This is a genomic window from Microbispora cellulosiformans, assembly GCF_008728085.1.
GTDB classification, from domain to species: Bacteria; Actinomycetota; Actinomycetes; order Streptosporangiales; family Streptosporangiaceae; genus Microbispora; species Microbispora amethystogenes.
The window spans coordinates 320,949-336,338 of the sequence record NZ_VYTZ01000001.1 but is presented as its reverse complement, the minus strand read 5'-3'; the positions used below and the strand labels follow the sequence as shown (position 1 = coordinate 336,338).

15 protein-coding genes are annotated in these 15,390 nt (G+C 70.4%); 7 read left to right on the top strand and 8 right to left on the bottom strand.

The genetic code is table 11. The features are described 5' to 3' along the window. Positions 1-1,110 carry a DUF3103 family protein gene (locus tag F5972_RS01335; protein WP_225311079.1) on the bottom strand — a complete coding sequence of 370 codons (1,110 nt, stop codon included), beginning with the start codon at positions 1,108-1,110 and terminating at the stop codon, positions 1-3. A 730-nt stretch (positions 1,111-1,840) separates the two neighbouring features. On the opposite strand from F5972_RS01335, the gene F5972_RS01330 reads away from it, so the two are divergent. The 4 genes from F5972_RS01330 (at position 1,841) to F5972_RS01315 (ending at position 5,114) form a co-directional block, all read left to right on the top strand. Continuing rightward, positions 1,841-2,944: a methyltransferase domain-containing protein gene (locus tag F5972_RS01330; RefSeq protein WP_150930248.1), complete on the top strand. Its 1,104-nt coding sequence runs from the start codon at positions 1,841-1,843 to the stop codon at positions 2,942-2,944. A gap of 187 nt (positions 2,945-3,131) precedes the next feature. Continuing rightward, complete coding sequence (locus F5972_RS01325) at positions 3,132-3,794, top strand: hypothetical protein (protein WP_150930246.1); 663 nt, start codon at positions 3,132-3,134, stop codon at positions 3,792-3,794. Further along, a complete protein-coding gene (locus F5972_RS01320) occupies positions 3,791-4,468 on the top strand; it encodes a DUF4166 domain-containing protein (protein ID WP_150930244.1) in 678 nt (225 codons plus the stop codon). The genes F5972_RS01325 and F5972_RS01320 overlap by 4 nt, the downstream gene beginning before the upstream one ends. 10 nt (positions 4,469-4,478) lie before the next feature. After that, the gene (locus F5972_RS01315) at positions 4,479-5,114 is read left to right on the top strand and encodes a TetR/AcrR family transcriptional regulator (RefSeq protein ID WP_150930242.1); all 636 of its coding nucleotides are present in this window, start codon (positions 4,479-4,481) and stop codon (positions 5,112-5,114) included. Position 5,115: 1 nt separating this feature from the next. Here F5972_RS01315 and F5972_RS01310 read toward each other — a convergent pair whose 3' ends face one another. Together F5972_RS01310 and F5972_RS01305 are read right to left on the bottom strand one after the other, a co-directional pair. After that, positions 5,116-7,242, bottom strand: coding sequence for a glycoside hydrolase family 6 protein (locus F5972_RS01310; RefSeq protein WP_150930240.1), 2,127 nt, complete (start codon positions 7,240-7,242; stop codon positions 5,116-5,118). Between the two features lie 198 nt (positions 7,243-7,440). After that, positions 7,441-8,403, bottom strand: a complete 963-nt coding sequence (locus F5972_RS01305; RefSeq protein ID WP_150930238.1) for an NAD(P)-dependent alcohol dehydrogenase — start codon at positions 8,401-8,403, stop codon at positions 7,441-7,443. A gap of 100 nt (positions 8,404-8,503) precedes the next feature. Here F5972_RS01305 and F5972_RS01300 point away from each other — a divergent pair, with 100 nt between their 5' ends. Further along, the gene (locus tag F5972_RS01300; protein ID WP_150930236.1) at positions 8,504-9,184 is read left to right on the top strand and encodes a TetR/AcrR family transcriptional regulator; all 681 of its coding nucleotides are present in this window, start codon (positions 8,504-8,506) and stop codon (positions 9,182-9,184) included. A gap of 72 nt (positions 9,185-9,256) precedes the next feature. On the opposite strand, the gene F5972_RS01295 is transcribed toward F5972_RS01300, so the two are convergent. The 5 genes from F5972_RS01295 to F5972_RS01275 all read right to left on the bottom strand — a co-directional run bounded on the left by F5972_RS01295 (position 9,257) and on the right by F5972_RS01275 (position 14,120). Continuing rightward, positions 9,257-10,855, bottom strand: coding sequence for a tripartite tricarboxylate transporter TctB family protein (locus tag F5972_RS01295; protein WP_150930235.1), 1,599 nt, complete (start codon positions 10,853-10,855; stop codon positions 9,257-9,259). Then, positions 10,852-11,298 (bottom strand): hypothetical protein, encoded by a 447-nt coding sequence (locus F5972_RS01290; protein WP_150930233.1) that lies wholly within the window; start codon positions 11,296-11,298, stop codon positions 10,852-10,854. Before F5972_RS01290 ends, F5972_RS01295 begins: the two co-directional genes overlap by 4 nt. Before the next feature lie 186 nt (positions 11,299-11,484). Further along, positions 11,485-12,051, bottom strand: a complete 567-nt coding sequence (locus tag F5972_RS01285; RefSeq protein ID WP_150930231.1) for a hypothetical protein — start codon at positions 12,049-12,051, stop codon at positions 11,485-11,487. Between the two features lie 211 nt (positions 12,052-12,262). Then, the gene (locus tag F5972_RS01280; protein WP_150930229.1) at positions 12,263-13,183 is read right to left on the bottom strand and encodes a hypothetical protein; all 921 of its coding nucleotides are present in this window, start codon (positions 13,181-13,183) and stop codon (positions 12,263-12,265) included. Positions 13,184-13,271: 88 nt separating this feature from the next. Beyond that, positions 13,272-14,120, bottom strand: a complete 849-nt coding sequence (locus F5972_RS01275) for an SDR family oxidoreductase (RefSeq protein WP_150930227.1) — start codon at positions 14,118-14,120, stop codon at positions 13,272-13,274. Positions 14,121-14,205: 85 nt separating this feature from the next. Here F5972_RS01275 and F5972_RS01270 point away from each other — a divergent pair, with 85 nt between their 5' ends. Both F5972_RS01270 and F5972_RS01265 read left to right on the top strand, forming a co-directional pair. Next, complete coding sequence (locus tag F5972_RS01270) at positions 14,206-14,928, top strand: TetR/AcrR family transcriptional regulator (RefSeq protein ID WP_150930225.1); 723 nt, start codon at positions 14,206-14,208, stop codon at positions 14,926-14,928. Positions 14,929-15,069: 141 nt separating this feature from the next. Then, complete coding sequence (locus tag F5972_RS01265) at positions 15,070-15,390, top strand: hypothetical protein (protein WP_150930223.1); 321 nt, start codon at positions 15,070-15,072, stop codon at positions 15,388-15,390.

The window sequence follows — 15,390 nt, the reverse complement described above, 5'->3', positions numbered from 1 at the left end:
TCAGAGTTCGGACACCCAGTACGGCTCCACGTCCATCCAGCCGTTCCCTCTCGCGCCGTTCAGGCGGCCGCGGCTGGTAGTGGACAGCGTGTACCAGGAGTCCACATAGTCGGGGTCGTCGGTCCACCAGGAGGTGGGGATGGCGGAGATGATGGCGTTGACCAGCGGGATGTAGGTGCCGGCGTCGGCGATGGTGAGCAGCACGGTGATGATCGCCTGAGCGAGTTGCTGGTAGTTGGTGTCGCCGTCGTCCTCCATCATTACGACGTCGGCCAGGTTGTACTTGTAGCCGTTGAAGTGGACCAGGAGCTGGTTGGGGTAATAGGTCGTGCCGTCGTGGTCCAGGTAGGGCATCTGGACGATGGTGACGGTCGCCTTGCCGTCCAGGCCGAAACCGCCGACGATGCTGTAGATCTCAGCGGCTCCCTTGATCCACGGCTCCTCGTCATCCGACAGCCGGACCGCGTCGATCTTGGTGGCCCAGTACCCGCCCGACGACTGGACGGTCGAAAGCGGCTTGGCCTCGGTCACCCCGCCGCGGGAAAGGGTCTTGCGCATGAGGTCGATCCCCATGGGCAACGCTTTGGCCACGTCGACCTCGACTACCAGCACCGGCCGCTCAGGCTCCACGGCGGGGTCGAGGGTTACCTTCCCACCGAGCGGGTCGTACGCGGTGATCGAGGCGACCTCGTCGTCCGTGGGCGCCGCCGCTACCAGCGGCACCTCACCGCGGGACAGTCCGGCGCGCATCGCGTCGGTGGCAACGCGCAGTTGCAGCAGTGAGCCGCTGTTCGCGGGGAGACCCTTGGCGGCGAGCACGGCATGGTTGGCCGTGCGGGCGGCCTGGGCAAGGCCCGTGTTCGCAGTGAGCGCCAGCAGGTCCGCGGGCGCCGAGGCGGTAGCCGATACGGCGCGGTCGCGGACCTTCCGGTCAGCCAGGGCGCTTGCGACCTGTGCGGCGAGACGGTCGGTGGCGGCGGAGACCGTGCCGCCGGCGGCGGGAGCCGAGGAGGAGGCGGGCGCCGGATCGGTGGGAGAGGCCAGGGCCGTTCCGCTGGACAGGGCCAGCGCGGCCGCCATGGCGATGGCGGACGTGAGGACTCGGGTCACGAGTCTTCTCCTTCGGTCAGGGTTCCGGCCGGTCGGGGGTGTCGGGGCCGGAGGGCGAGACAGTTGGAGAGTGACAAGTCCTGATAGTTCGTGAAATGTGGAAACCTGCCGATGACCGCCCCGCCATTCAGTGCGGCTTTACGCTTTTCTGACCAGTTCCGTCAACCGATGATGGTACGAATCTGAACACCTGTCCCCGGCCTGCGGCTTCGTGCCGATACCTTGCCACGCTTTGATCTAACCCCCTCGCCCTGACGCGTCGGCATCGTTGATCGACTTCTTCGCTTCCGGCATGGGTATGTCGAGTCGCCACAGGGGGTTGCAACCGCTGGTCGAGCAGTTTGCTCAACCATGTTGCTGACGGCATCGACAGGGGAGCATCCTGACTGGGAGCACCAAGTGTGTGCGACTCGTTACTGTGCGCGTCGCTCGGTGTTCTCGTGATCCCTGTCCGGCTCGCCGCAGGAGGACTGACACGATGCTCCGCCCGACGTTGTTCCGACTTCTGGTCCATGAGCGCCACTGGGACGGCTGGGTGGTGATTTGCGACCGCTTCGAGCGAGCGCTCCGAACAGGCAGACGACGTGGTTCCCCTGAACGAAGGAGTTCACCGCATGGCGAAGCATGAGGGGCAGAAGCCGACGAGCAAGCCCTTCACACCCGAGAAGCCCACCCCTGACGGGGACCGCCCTAACACCGGCGGCGGTCAGCACGAGAAGCCCCAGGGCAAGTGACGGACAACGCGCGCCTGATCGCACAGCTACAAGACCTCGACTCGCGATGGGTGGACGTCATGCGGGCGGTGCCGCGTCACCTCTTCATCCCTGATCAGGCATGGTGCTCGCCTGACGACGGTCCGGGCTATCTGATCGACCGGACCGCCGACCCGGACGGGTGGATGGACGCCGTCTACTCGAACACGGCGATCGTCACCCAGCTCGAGGACGGGACGACCGATCTGAGCGCGGGAAGCGGGGACTACACCTCGTCGTGCTCCATGCCCAGCATCGTCGCGGCGGGCCTGGACCTGCTCGATCCCTACGACGGTGACGAGGTCCTGGAGATCGGTGCAGGAACCGGCTGGACGGCGGGCCTGCTGGCCCATCGCCTCGGCGACGGCAACGTCACCAGTGTCGAGATAGATCAAGCCGTCCTCACCGCAGCGACCTTGAACCTCAAGAACGCCGGGCGTCTCCCTCGGCTCGTCCTGGGAGATGGAAGTGCCGGGTGCCCGGATGGCAAGCCCTATGACCGGGTCCACGTCACCTGCGGCGTCGATGTGGTGCCCCATGCCTGGGTCGAGCAGACGCGTCCGGCGGGCCTGATCGTTTTCCCCTGGATGCCTCGGTGGGAGGCCGGTCACCTGACCAGGTTGACCGTGACCGGGGACGGCACGGCCGTGGGGAGGTTCTATCGAGGCTGTTCCTTCATGATGCTGCGGTCGCAACGGCGGCGCGTACCCGAGCTGGTGGGCGACTACCGGGAGTCGTCGACCTACCTGGACCCCCGCCGGATCGTACGCTCCTCGGTCGGAGCCGATGTGGCGGTCGCGGGCACGATCCCCGACCTCAACGGCCGGCACGCCGACGAGGACAACGGCGAGTTTCACCTGTGGCTGTGGTCGGACGACTCCGATGCTCAGGTGCACTACTCGCCTGAGTACAAGCGCGTGGCCGTTCTCCAGAGGGGGCCGCGTGATCTCTGGGACGAGCTCGAGGCCGCGTTCCTGTGGTGGGTCTCCTTCGGTTCCCCAGGGCGTGACCGGTTCGGCCTGACCGTCACGCCGGAGGGCCAACACCTCTGGCTCGACTCCCCGGCGAACGTGGTCGGGTAGGCGCCTTCGAAGCTGGGCGCGGCGGCATGGCCGACGACGCCGCCTTCCCGCTGGCATTGGGCACCCTGAGCAGAGGACTTGAGCGGTCGCTCAAATCGGCCTACTCTCAGTTTTGAGCGAGTGCTCAAAACTGTGGAGGTGGCTTGTGGGTCGCTTCGTGTATGTCGAGTGTCTGGTCCGGGCACCCATGGATGCTCTCTGGGAGCTGACGCAGACCCCTGACCAGCATCAGCGGTGGGATCTGCGGTTCAGCGAGATCGACTACCTGCCGCGCGCCGACGGCGAACCCCAGAAGTTCCGGTACGCCATCAGGCTGTTCCCCGGCCTTGTCATCACCGGTGCCGGCGTCACGGCCGGAGACCACCTCGACCCCGGCGATAGGACGTCCGCGCTGCGGTTCGCCTCGGCGCACCCGCTGTCGCCGATCCGCTCGGGCTCCGGCTACTGGCGATACGTCCAGACCGCCGACGGTGTCCGCTTCCTCACCCGGTACGGCTACCGCCCCGGCTGGGGACGGGCCGTGGACCTCGTCTTCCGGCCGCTCATCGGCTGGGCGACGGCGTGGTCCTTCGACCGGCTCCGCCTCTGGCTGGAGACAGGAAAAACGCCCGAGCGCTCCCTGTGGCAGGCCCTCGCCGAGGTGTGCGTACGCGTGCTCGTCACCGCCACGGCCACAGCATTGGCCCCGCCCGCGACAGCCGTACTGGTCGCGGCGCTGGCGGTCCTCCTGCCGCCGCTGCCCGGAACCCCCGCCGCCCGGCGCTGCCTGCGCCGCCCAACCAGCTCAACCAGCCGCCCGCGCGAACCGCGAACGGCGAAAGCCCCGCTGCCCGAACTGGAGACGCGATGACCTCGATCTTCGAACGTACCCTCGGCCCCGACTTCGCCCGCCTGCATCCGCAGTTACGCCGCCGCTTCGGCGTCAGCGTCACCGGCGGGCGGGCCTGCGTCGGCACGGGAACGATGGACCACATCTGGCACGCCGCGTTCACCCGTCCGTTCCTGGCCCTCGGCACCTGGCGCAACATCCTGGTCCCCGAGAAGGGCCGGCGGGTGCCGTTCACCATCGAGAACTATCCGTACGTCGACTCCCACGGCCGCGAGACCGTCACGTTCGTCCGCACCTTCGACCTGCCCCGCCGTCGGCGGCGGTTCGACGCCACGATGGTGTACGACGACGAGCGGCGCGGCATCGTCGACTATCTCGGTTCGCACCAGCACCTGGCGGTCGATCTGGACATGGAGGTGGACGAGCACGGGGGCCTCGTCATCCGGTCCGGCGAGTTCCGTCTGCACGAGGGGCTCGTCTCCTGCCGCCTCCCCGATTCCATGACCGGGACCGCTGTCGTCAGGGAGTCGTACGACGACGACGCCGGGCTGTTCCGCGTCGGCGTCACCGTCTCCAACGCGAAGCTCGGCCCGCTGTTCGGCTACTGGGGAAGGTTCCGGGCGCGCTACGTCGACGTCGTGGAGCACGGCGTACCCGCTACCGTGAAGCCGCGGCGCGAAGAGGCACGCCGCTGAGGGAGTGACGATGGGCGACACCCGCACGAGGCTGCTCGAAGGAGCGCTGCGGACCTTGCGTACGCAGGGCATCGCGGGCGCCTCCGCGCGGGCCGTCGCCACCGCCGCCGGGGTCAACCAGGCGCTCGTCTTCTACCACTTCGGCACCGTCGACGACCTTCTCGCCGCGGCCCTGCGGTACGGCTCGGAGCAGCGGGTGGCGGTCTACCGTGACCGGTTCGCGGCGGTGACCTCGTTACGCGAACTGCTCGACCTGGGCCGCTCGCTGCACGCCGAGGAGCGTGAGGCGGGGAACCTCGCCGTGCTCGCCCAGATGCTCGCGGGCAGCCAGATGGACGGCAGGCTCGCCCCCGCCACCGCGGCCGGCCTCGGCATGTGGGTCACCGAGATCGAAGAGGTGCTCCTGAGGGTGCTGACCGGCACGCCGCTCGCCGAGTTCGTGGACGTCGCCGGGCTCGCCCGCGCCACCGCGGCCGCCTTCGTCGGCCTCGAACTGTACGAGGGGGTCGACGAGGACGGCGCGAAGCGCGCGTTCGACAGCCTGGAGCAGCTCGCCGGCCTGGTCGCGGCGCTGGACGACATGGGCCCGCTGGTCCGCCGTACGGTCCGGGCCCGGCTTCGCAAGGCCAACGCCACCGAGAAGTGAGTCAGCGCAGCGGAGGCACGGCGTTCTTCGCGCGGTCGAGGGCGAGAGCGGCCCACCAGGTGCCGCCGACCGGGTCCACCTGGCGCCACTCGGGGTCCTCGGGACCCGGGCCGCCGCGGGTGCACTGGCCGTTCGACCGCTCGGGGGCGCGGAGCCACAGGAACGCGTCGGCCAGTTCGCTGCCGGTCTCGGTGGTCGGACGGGGTCCCACGCCCAGGCCCGGCGGATTGCACCACTTCTCCGGGTCGGCGTACTTACCCTTCGGCGGTTCCCACCCGCCCCTGCCGTTCCGGCTGCTGTCGAGGACGAAGTGGGTCAGCGGCGCTCCGGCCGGCACCGCCCCCATCTCCGCGCCGGTGCAGGCGCTCCCGGGGTCCTTCGTCTTCACATGAAGGCACAGGGACAGGCTCTCCCCATACCGTAGGAGCCGGTCGGTCTCCTGATAGTCCGACATGTTCAGATAGAACCCGTCGGCTCGCGCCACCCCGGCCTTCAGGAGCCGGTCGGCGATCTCGGCCATGCCCGGCCAGCCCTCGATGCCGCCGTCGAGATACACCGCCGTGTGCGGAAGCCTCCGCAGGAGGTTCACCGCGTATCCGAGCTCACGGTAACGCTCGGCCGCCGCCGCCCTGCCCCCGGCCGGGCAACTGTCGGATCCCGGAATCCTGGTCAGGCTGTTCGGCTCCAGCACGACCACCGCCCGGCCCGAGCCGATCGCCTTCGCCACCGCGTCGATCCAGGCGCGGTACGCCCGCTCGTCCGCTTCGCCCCACTTGGAGCAGTCCTTCTTCGGCACCTGGTCGGTCACGATCACCGCGACGGCGTGCCGCGCGGCGGCCGCCCGCATGGCGGACGCGACAGTACGGCCTGCCTCGTCGGCCGACGCGTTCAGGTTCACGGGGTGCGGCACCGCCGCCAGGGCGCGCATCAGCGCGGCGTCGGCCTTCCTGCCCTGCGCGTTCCAGATGTTCGCCTGGCGCCGCGCGTCCGGATCCGCCCGGTACGCGAACCGTACGCCGGGCTCGCGCAGCGGGTTTCCCCTGCCGGGGTCGTCGCCGCCCGCCTGGGGCGCCTGTGACGTGGCCGGCGCGGGGTCACCTCCGGCCACCGCGGCGGAGCGCGTGGACGTCACGGAGGTCCCCGCGTGCGGCGCGTCGCCATCCCAAGGTCGTACGGCGATCACCGTCGCGATCACGGCCACCGCGGCGACCCCGGCCGCGGCTCCGGCGACCAGCCCCCGTCGGTTTCTCCGCCCGCCGGGCAGGGTGGTGACCCACACCTCCGGCCCGGCGGGGGAGCCGGTAAGGGCGTCCAGGATCTCCGGCACGGTCGGCCGTACGGCCGGGTCCTTGGCCAGGGCGCGCTCGATCAGCGGGCGCAGCGGCCCGTCCAGGCCGTCCAGTCGCGGCTCCCCGTTGATGACCTGGTTGAGCACGACCGGGAGCGGCCCGTTGCCGAACGGCGCCCGGCCGGTGGCCGCGTACGCGACCGTGCCCGCCCAGGCGAAGACGTCCGACGCGGGGGTGAGCGCGCTGCCGTCGAACTGCTCGGGCGACATGAACGCGGGGGTGCCGACGACGGCGCTGCTGTGCGTGCCGGTGTCGGTCACATGGGCCACCCCGAAGTCGATGACCTTCGGGCCCATGGGGGAGAGCAGGACGTTGCCCGGCTTCAGGTCGCGGTGGATGATGCCCGCCGCGTGGACGGCCCGCAGCGCGGTCGCGACGCTGACCGCGAGGCCGTCCAGGCTGGAGCCGCGCAGCGGCCCGTCCCGCTCGACCGCCTCCCGGAGGGTCGGCCCGGGGACGTACTCGGTGACCAGGTAGACGGTCTCGCCGTCCACCTCCGCGTCCAGCACGGCGGCGGTGCAGAAGCGGGCGACCCGTTTGGCCGCCTCCACCTCGCGCCGGAACCGGCGGCGGAAGTCGGGGTCGGCGGCGATCGTGTGGTGGAGCAGCTTGACCGCCACCCGCGTGCCGTCCGGCGCCTCGCCGAGGTAGACGACGCCCATGCCGCCCTCGCCCAGCCTGCGCACCAGCCGGTACGGCCCCACCTGGGCCGGATCACCCGTACGCAGGCCGGAGGGTAAGCTCCCCGCCTCGCCGCCGTTCGTACCAGAGTGCGACATCGCTCGGCCCCCGCTGAGATGTCCCGAAAGGTCAGGTCAGTACGGGATCTTATTGACCGCCACCGGGCCCGGCCACCGCCGAGCACGTGCCACTACGGCGAAGGCGCGAAGAGGAAGAAGGGGCGCGGCGTCGGCGTTCCGTCCCCCTTCCGTCCCCTGGGCGTCCGGACGGGCTCGTGACCGCCCCGGGAACCGCCCTCAGTCGACCCTGACGACGTACTTGCCTCGAACCCCGCCCGCCGCCAGCGCCCGGTGTGCCGCCGCTGTCTCTTCCAAGGGGAAGCACGTGTCCACCGCAGGGCGCAGTCTCCCCTCCGCCACCTCGCGCGCGAGGTCGTCGAAGAGCGCCCGTTTGGGGTTGCCGCTGAAGAAGCGCACCCGGCCGCGCCCGTGCACGGCGCTGGCGGCGATGTAGCCGAGTGAGGCGGCGAGCCGTGTCAGGTCGAAGGCGATGGTGACCATGCGCCCGCCGGGCGTCAGCAGGCGCCGGAAGGCCCGCAGGTCGGTGCCCGCGGTGTCGAGGACCACGTCGAACAGGCCCAGGTCACTCGGCGAGACGCTCCGGTGGTCGGTGGCGTGGTGAGCGCCGAGCGTACGGACGAAGTCGAGGTTGGCGGCGCGGGCCAGGGCCGTGACCTCGGCACCGTACGCCCGTCCGAGCTGGACGGCGGCGTTGCCGACGCCACCCGCGGCGCCCCGTACGAGCAGCCGTTCGCCGGGACGCAGCCTGGCCTTGTCGCGCAGCGCCGTGATGGCCGTGGTCGCCACCGGCAGCGCGGCGGCTTCCACCAGATCGAGTCCGTCCGGGACCCGGCCGATCCGCTCGGTGCGGACTGTCACGTATTCGGCGGCGCTGCCGAATCCGGTGCGGCCCACGACGCCCCACACACGGTCGCCGACCGCGACGCCCGTCGCGCCGGCGCCGAGCGCGGCGACCTCGCCGGTGAAGTCCAACCCGACGCGTTGCGGGAACTTCCGTCCGGTGAAGAGACGGAGGCGGCCGGAACGGGCCGCCAGTTCGCCGCCGTTGACGCTGAACGCGCGCACCCGCACGAGTACCTCGCCGGGTGCCGGTTCGGGGCGTGGCACCCGGCCCACGTACAGCACCTCGGGGCCGCCGAAGCGGTCGAAAAGCACTGCTCTCATCGTGCGGTCGTCCATCGTTCTCACCTTCGTCTCCAGTGGCCGTGCGGGGTATCCGGCCCCGAGCGTAGGCTCTTAACTGGACGGCACCGTCCGTTTGGACCGGAGGTGAGAGACAGTGGCGGAGGAATCCTCTCGGATCGCGGGCCCGGGGCTGCGGGCCGACGCCCGGCGCAACCGGGGGCGCATCCTCGTCGCCGCCCGTGCGGTCTTCGCCGAGCACGGGATCGACGCGCCCATGGCGACCGTGGCCCGAAGGGCCGGGGTCGGCGTGGCGACGCTGTACCGGCGTTTCCCCACCCGGGATGACCTGGTGCGGGCCGCGTTCGCGCAGCAGATGGAGACCTGTGCCCGAGCGCTCACCGAGGCGCTGGCCGACCCCGACCCCTGGCGGGGTTTTCAGCGACTGGTCGAGACGGTCTGCGAGCTTCAGCGGGAGGAACAGGGCTTTCCGGCGGCGTTCATGGCCGCCTTCCCGGACAGCATGGCCGAACACATGCAGGCCCGGGAACGGACCGAGCGGGACCTCATGACCCTGGTCCGCAGGGCCCAGGCAGCGGGCGCGCTCCGGGCCGATTTCCACCCTTCCGACCTTGTCGTGGCCGTGTTGTCCCACTGTGGTCTGGTCACCGCGCTGCCGCATGACAGTGCCGCGTCCCGGCGCCTGGTGGCGTACCTGCTCCAGTCATTCCGCGCCGAGGCGGCTCACGAAGTCCTGCCTCCGCCGAGCGCTCTGTCGCTGCGCAGTCTCCCGCTCGCGGCCGGCGGCTCCCAGAGACAGCGGCCCCCCAGGGCCTGACGCGAGAGTGGACGCCGCCCGGTGTCCGCGCTACTGCACGCAGAGCGCGGACACCGTCGCGCCGCGCGGCACCTACTCGTCCTTTTCCCTGTGGTCGAGGCCGGTGAACTGGCGCATATACGCCTGGTAGGCGTCGGCCCGGACCCTGGCCGACGGCGATCGGACACCTTCGGCGATGTGCTGGGGGATGTCGCCTGCGCCGGCCCGCCTGGACCGGTAGTCCCGCAGTCGTTCCCGGTGATCGTCCGCCCAGTCGTGGATCGCCCCCTTGCGGGGGAAATGGAACGCCGCGCCCAGCAACGGCATGAGGAGAATCGTCGTCAGGATGACGCCGACGTCATTGAGGAGCACCCCGAAAACCAGCAGGAATCCGACCACGAAGCCGGCCCTGAACAGACCCCTCCGAGTTCTTTCGCGGTCGGCCCTGGCCTCCTCGGCCCACTCGCGCACGCGCTGCAGCGGAGGCTGGTACGCCGCGCCGAGCCGTATGACTCTTGGCAGCCACCCCGCGTACGCCGCCAGGGTCAGCGTGACGAGATACCAGGACAGCGTCGCGGCGATGTCCGCCCGGATCCAGCCCCACATGATCCAGGCCACCGGGATCGTGGCCGCGCCCCAGGCCCCGAGCCACAGCGTCGCGCGGATGACCGCTTCCAGCCGGGCAGCGGGCGAGAGCCGCCAACTCTCGTAGTCGGCCCACTGCCGCTGCCGCAGAGCGGAGGCGGAGTCGAGCGCGGTCCGTATCCGCTGGTTCTGCCGGTCGGCCTCCGCCTGCCGGCGCAGCTGCGCCGCCTGGGCCGCGGCGAAGGCGGCGAAGTCGGCGCGCACGAGCCATCCGACAGGGGTTTCCGAGCCGCCGTCCCGCGCGCGCAACCAGTCGTACCACTCGATCTCACCGGCAGGGGGTGGCGTCACGCTCTCACGGCCGGCGCGCAACCACGTCCTGGCCTCCGCGTAGGGCAGAAGGGCCGCCAGCAGCAGCCCGCGCGCCCCGCTCGCGGCCCATTCCCGGGCTTCGGGCGGGAGCCCGGGAACCTGAGCGGCGAGCCGCCGCCACGAATCCCAGGCCTCGTCCCAGGCCCGCTGCGTTCCGCGCAGCGCGCGCAGCCCGCTGAACGCGGACAGGGCGTCCAGCAGACCGCCCTCGCAAAGGTCGCGGTAGAGCTCCCATTCGGGGCCGCTTTCTTCCAGACGGCCGATCCGGCAGGCCTCGGAAAGCGACTCCGGGGTCACGACCGTTCCTCGCCAGACGGCTTCTCCCTCCGGATCGAGCCAGCCCAGCAGGTGAAGCAGTTTCAGGTCGGCCGGGAGGGCGTCGTCCCGGAGCCGATGGTCGATGAGTTCTATCTGAGCGGTCAGGTCGTCGGCGGTGAGGCCGTCGAGATCGCGCAGCCAGGCGAGGAGACCGAGCCAGCCGTCGGAGGGCGCGCCGGTCGCGGCCGCGCCCTCGAAGAACTGGCGCCTCGCGGCGGCCCAGGCGCGGCGGATGACGGCGGCGAGTTCTTCCCGGGTCGACAGTGTCGCACCCGCGAGGACCAGCGGGCGGCGATGCGGCGTCGCGTGGTGGATGTGATTGATCTGGACGTTGCGGTCGCCGAGCTGGAAGGGAGCGGGGCCGTGGAAGACGTTTCCCGATACTCCGTCTCCACCTGATTCGGAGTCGCGGGTCATGGCCTCGGCCCGAAATGGTTGTCCTGACGGTTGTGGTCGCCGACCTGGAATGCGGCCGGTCCCTGGAAGACGTTTCCCGACACTCCTCCCACCGATGCCTGACGAGCCTGGTCGGCGATGTCGTTCAGTTCGCGGGCGACCTGTTCGCGTTCGGCCTCGCCGAGACTCTCCAGCAGCATCTCGAATCGGGCCGTCCAGGACGCCTCCTGCCGGGCCCGCGTCAGCGCCGCCTCCCCGGGGGTGAGCGAGGCGAGCTCCGTCGCGGTCTGATCGAGCCGCAGCAGTTCCGCCTGCTCACGGTCGGGATCGTCGCGGCTGAGCACCTTTGCCGCCCGCTGCCGCACGCTCACCCACATATCCGTGCCCGCGGCCTGCACCACCGCGGTTCCGCCCGCCGCGGCCACCGCTGCCAGCCATTCGACCAGAATTTTCGGCCTCCTCACACGTTTTCCTGACACTGTATAACTGGCCATGGGGAGGTCGCCGGGTGTCCCGACAGGGAAATCGATCCGGAAAACGAGGCCGCCTGAAAGAATGACGCCTGATAACGCGGGAAGCGTCGGCCACGGGGTCCGTCGCCGACGATTCGCGCCCCGCGATCGTCCGAAAGCTCAGTGCACGCAGAGAGCTCAGTGCACGCAGAGAGCGGACACGGTGACGTCGTAGATGTACCAGCTTCCGTCGGGAGCCGCGTACACGTAGGTCACGCCGGTCGTCTGGAAGCCGGTGCAGTCGCCTCCGGCCGCGAGGACGGAGGCACGCGCCGCTGCCCCGCCGTTCTGCACGGCCACTGAGTAGGTGCTCGCCTGACCTCGTGCCGTCGCGGTGCGCGGCACGGTGTACGACGGCGGTGGCGGCGCGGGGGCGCACAGGCCCGTCGCGGTCCCGTTGTACACGTAGCCGCCCCCGCTGGGCACGGTGTACGCGAGGGTGGCCGACGAGGTCACGTCCGTGCAGACCTCCCCGAGCTGGGCGGCCGTCTGCGTGAGGGCGGTGCGGGCGCTCGTCTGGGCCGCCGCCGAGGCCGACGCCTGCGTCTGGCCCCATGCCGAGCCGGTCGCCGTCCGCCAGGTGTCGGCATGGGCCGCCGCCGCGTCGAGGCCGATCCCCGTGGCGACGAGCGCCACCAGCATCAGCAGCCGTCCGGCGAGCGAACCACGCCGGGATCTTCCGTACGGTTCGTCGTGCTGGGCCATTCGCGCCTCCTAAGAGCGCCTGATGAACAGCGACAGTGCGGGAATCCGATCCCCGCGTACGGGGACGATCTTGGGGCGCGAGGTCATCGTAGATTCGCCGTTTTCCGCTGACCACCCTTCGGCGCCGCGGGCGGGATGGGCGCGCTGGTGAGCGGTCCCGGCCGGTGAAAGTTTCGCCGGCGCGGTTCGCGCGTTCCGGGTCCGGTGTGGCTCACCCGGTCTGGTCGAGTCGCCGCCAGCGACCGGGGTCGTTGAGCCGTTGCAGCCGCAGAGCCTCGTCGTGATAACCCTTGCGGGCGTCGTCTTCGGCGCGAAAGGCCACGTCCCTGCCGCGCGGCTCGGTCGCTGTCACGTACCAGTCGCCGTACTCGCAGCCGCCCGGCAGCCGGCCCAGGGTGATCTCGAAGGACTTGCGGGGATCGGCGGCGGCGAACTCCCAGCGGGCCACCGGTTCGCGATCGGAACAGCCGGACAGCCACCCCGGGGGCAACTCCGTCTGCCGGGCTTGGGTTCGCCTGGCGGCCAGGCGCTTCAGCTCCTCCGGGGCAACCTGGAGGTACGCGGCCAGGACGCGGGAGGCCTGCGACAGCCCATACTCGGCGGACACGTCGCGTTCGATCTCGTCCCAGTGGGTGCCCACCACCGGTGCCAGCTCCAGGGCGTCGAGGGTGCCCGACATCAGTTCCGCACGGACCGGGAGGATGTCCTGGAGCCATCCCGCGCCGGTCTCGTGCAGGTTGAACAACTCGGAGTCCTCGGCGTACATGCGCAGCCGCAGGAGCAGGTCGTCGCCGCTCGTCTCCACGTTCAGCCCTTCGAGCACGTCGCCGTGCGCGTACGGCGCGACCGCCTGCGCGGACAGCGCCGTGCCGGGGATCCGGAAGGCGACCGTACGGGGACCGGTGTTGTCGAAGAACAGCCAGGCGTCGAAGGTCCGCTCGACGAACCGCTCCATCTCCCGCGTGTAGTCGTCCCAGTCCACGGACGCGGAGAACGAGGCCGGGGTCACCATCGGCTGCCCCGGCAGCATCCGCAGCGCCGCTTGCGTGTTCTCGTCGAGAACGCGGTCGAGCACCACGGCCTCGATGTACGTGTAGTGACGACGTTCGTCCCGGTATTTGCGCCTGCCCATGTCCGCACTCCCTGGAACCGCTCGGTCCGACGTAATCTAATGATCACGCGAATCGAACGGGCGGAAACGGGTCGAACGTGACGGCCGGTCAGGTCGCGAGTGCTGCCGCGAGCACGTCGCGGAACGCCGTCGGCTTACGGCCGAGCAGGTCCCCGAGAGCGGGGCCGACCTCGGCGAACTCGCCCTGACGGCTCGCCTCGTACATGCCGAGCATGAACCGTGCCTGCGCCTCGGGGATGCCGCGCGCCACCATGCCGGCGACCCACTCGTCGTCCGGGACGGTGACGCGGACGACCTCGCGCCCGGTGAGTTCGGAGGCGATCGCGGCGATGTCCGCGAGATCCAGCGCCTCGGGGCCGGTCAGCGGTGGGGTGACGCCGTCGAGCCGGCCCTCCTCGGTCAGCGCGACGGCGGCCGCCTCGGCGAGATCGGTGTGGGCCGTCCAGGAGACCGGCCCGTCCGCGGGCGCGACGATCTCGCCGCTCCTGAGCCCCTGGCCGATGACCCGGACGATGGTGTCCGCGTAGAACCCGTTGCGCAGCGCGGTGAACGGCATCCCTGACGCCCGCAGGTCCTGTTCCGTCTCCGCGTGGGACGGCATCGGGAGGAAGGGAGACGCCGGGTTCGCCCCCATGTGGCTGGTGTAGAGGACCCGCCCGGCGCCCGCGTCCCTGGCGGCCTCGATCGCCGTACGGTGCGGCGCGGCGTCCGCCGGGCCGGAGACGATCAGCACCCGCGCCGCGCCCTCGAACGCGTACGCCAGGCTCGCGGGGTCGTCGAAGTCGCCCTGCCGGACGCGGACGCCTCGGTCCGCGAGGTCTTGGGCCTTCCCGGGTTCGCGCACGCTGACGCCGACCCGCTCGGCGGGAACCCGCGCGAGCAGGTGCTCGACGGCAAGGCGGCCAAGCTGACCGGTGGCTCCGGTGACGATGATCACAACGTGCTCCTGTGTTATCGGTGATATCACTGATACGCTAACACTGGAAAATCACCGATAGCAACTCTTTGCTATCGTTGGAAGCATGAGTGATCCTGGGGGCGAGACGGCCGGTCGCGACCGAGTACGAGCGCACATCGTGTCGGTCGCGGCGGCACTGCTCACCAGTGGCGGACGCGACGCCCTGTCGACCAGAGCGGTGGCCGCCGCGGCGGGCACCCAGGCTCCGACGATCTACCGCTTGTTCGGCGACAAGGAGGGCCTGCTCGATGCGGTCGCCGAGTTCGGCTTCACCTCATATCTGCGGGACAAGAAGGCCCGTCCGCTCGCCGGCGATCCGGTCGAGGAACTGCGGGCCGGATGGGACCTGCACGTCGGCTTCGGGCTGGCCAATCCCGCCCTGTTCTCGCTCATGTACGGCGATCCCCAGCCGGGGCGGCAGTCACCCGCCTCGGCCGTCGCCTTTCGCATTCTGGGGGAGCGCATCCGCGACATCGCCGCCGCGGGCCGGTTGAAGGTCGGCGAGCGCCTGGCGGCGGACCTCGTGCACTCCGCCGGCACCGGGGTCGTCTTCACGTTGCTCGCCATGCCGGAGGAACGGCGTGACATGCGCCTGTCCGAGGCGGCCCGCGACGCGGCGATCGCCGCCGTCACCACCGACGCCCCCGCCGTCGAGACCCCCGGGCCGGCAGCGGCGGCGGTGGCGCTGCGCGCCACCCTGCCGGACGCCACGGCCCTCACCGACGGTGAGCGTCACGTGCTCGGCGAATGGCTCGACCGCCTCGCCGCCGGGCCACCGACGAATTGATTTCCTGTTCCGGACTTCAATCTTCGGTCCTGTGGCCAGCCCGTAAACCGCTCATTCAAATCGTCTATCACCCCCTATGGATATCCCCCCAAAGCTGTGATTACCATCAAGAAGCAAACACGGCACCGAAGGAGGCAACTAATGGGCCGTATCAAGAAGTTCGGCGTTTCGGCGGCCGCGATGGCCGCGATCGCCGCCGCGACAACGCTGATGTCGCCGACTGCTCCCGCCCAGGCGGCGCCGACCTGCAGCACCAGCGCGCAGATCGGCGTCGTCGGCGGCACCGGCTGGGCGACGTGCAGCGGTACCGGAGTGACTCAGACGCGGGTCGTGCTCTTCTGCCAGGACAGTAGCGGTGGCTACACCACGGTTTACGGCCCTTGGGTTGCCAATTCCGTGAAATCAAATGCCAAATGCAGCAGCAGCTCATGGCCGATATCGGTCGGATATCAAACAATCTGA

Excerpts from the sequence above, each read along its gene's own strand:
- F5972_RS01295 (WP_150930235.1), bottom strand. The coding sequence starts at position 10,855 with ATGACCCGCGACTCCGAATCAGGTGGAGACGGAGTATCGGGAAACGTC.
- F5972_RS01270 (WP_150930225.1), top strand. The coding sequence starts at position 14,206 with ATGAGTGATCCTGGGGGCGAGACGGCCGGTCGCGACCGAGTACGAGCG.
- F5972_RS01285 (WP_150930231.1), bottom strand. The coding sequence starts at position 12,051 with ATGGCCCAGCACGACGAACCGTACGGAAGATCCCGGCGTGGTTCGCTC.
- F5972_RS01315 (WP_150930242.1), top strand. The coding sequence starts at position 4,479 with ATGGGCGACACCCGCACGAGGCTGCTCGAAGGAGCGCTGCGGACCTTG.
- F5972_RS01265 (WP_150930223.1), top strand. The coding sequence starts at position 15,070 with ATGGGCCGTATCAAGAAGTTCGGCGTTTCGGCGGCCGCGATGGCCGCG.
- F5972_RS01280 (WP_150930229.1), bottom strand. The coding sequence starts at position 13,183 with ATGGGCAGGCGCAAATACCGGGACGAACGTCGTCACTACACGTACATC.
- F5972_RS01310 (WP_150930240.1), bottom strand. The coding sequence starts at position 7,242 with ATGTCGCACTCTGGTACGAACGGCGGCGAGGCGGGGAGCTTACCCTCC.
- F5972_RS01305 (WP_150930238.1), bottom strand. The coding sequence starts at position 8,403 with ATGGACGACCGCACGATGAGAGCAGTGCTTTTCGACCGCTTCGGCGGC.
- F5972_RS01325 (WP_150930246.1), top strand. The coding sequence starts at position 3,132 with ATGGATGCTCTCTGGGAGCTGACGCAGACCCCTGACCAGCATCAGCGG.
- F5972_RS01320 (WP_150930244.1), top strand. The coding sequence starts at position 3,791 with ATGACCTCGATCTTCGAACGTACCCTCGGCCCCGACTTCGCCCGCCTG.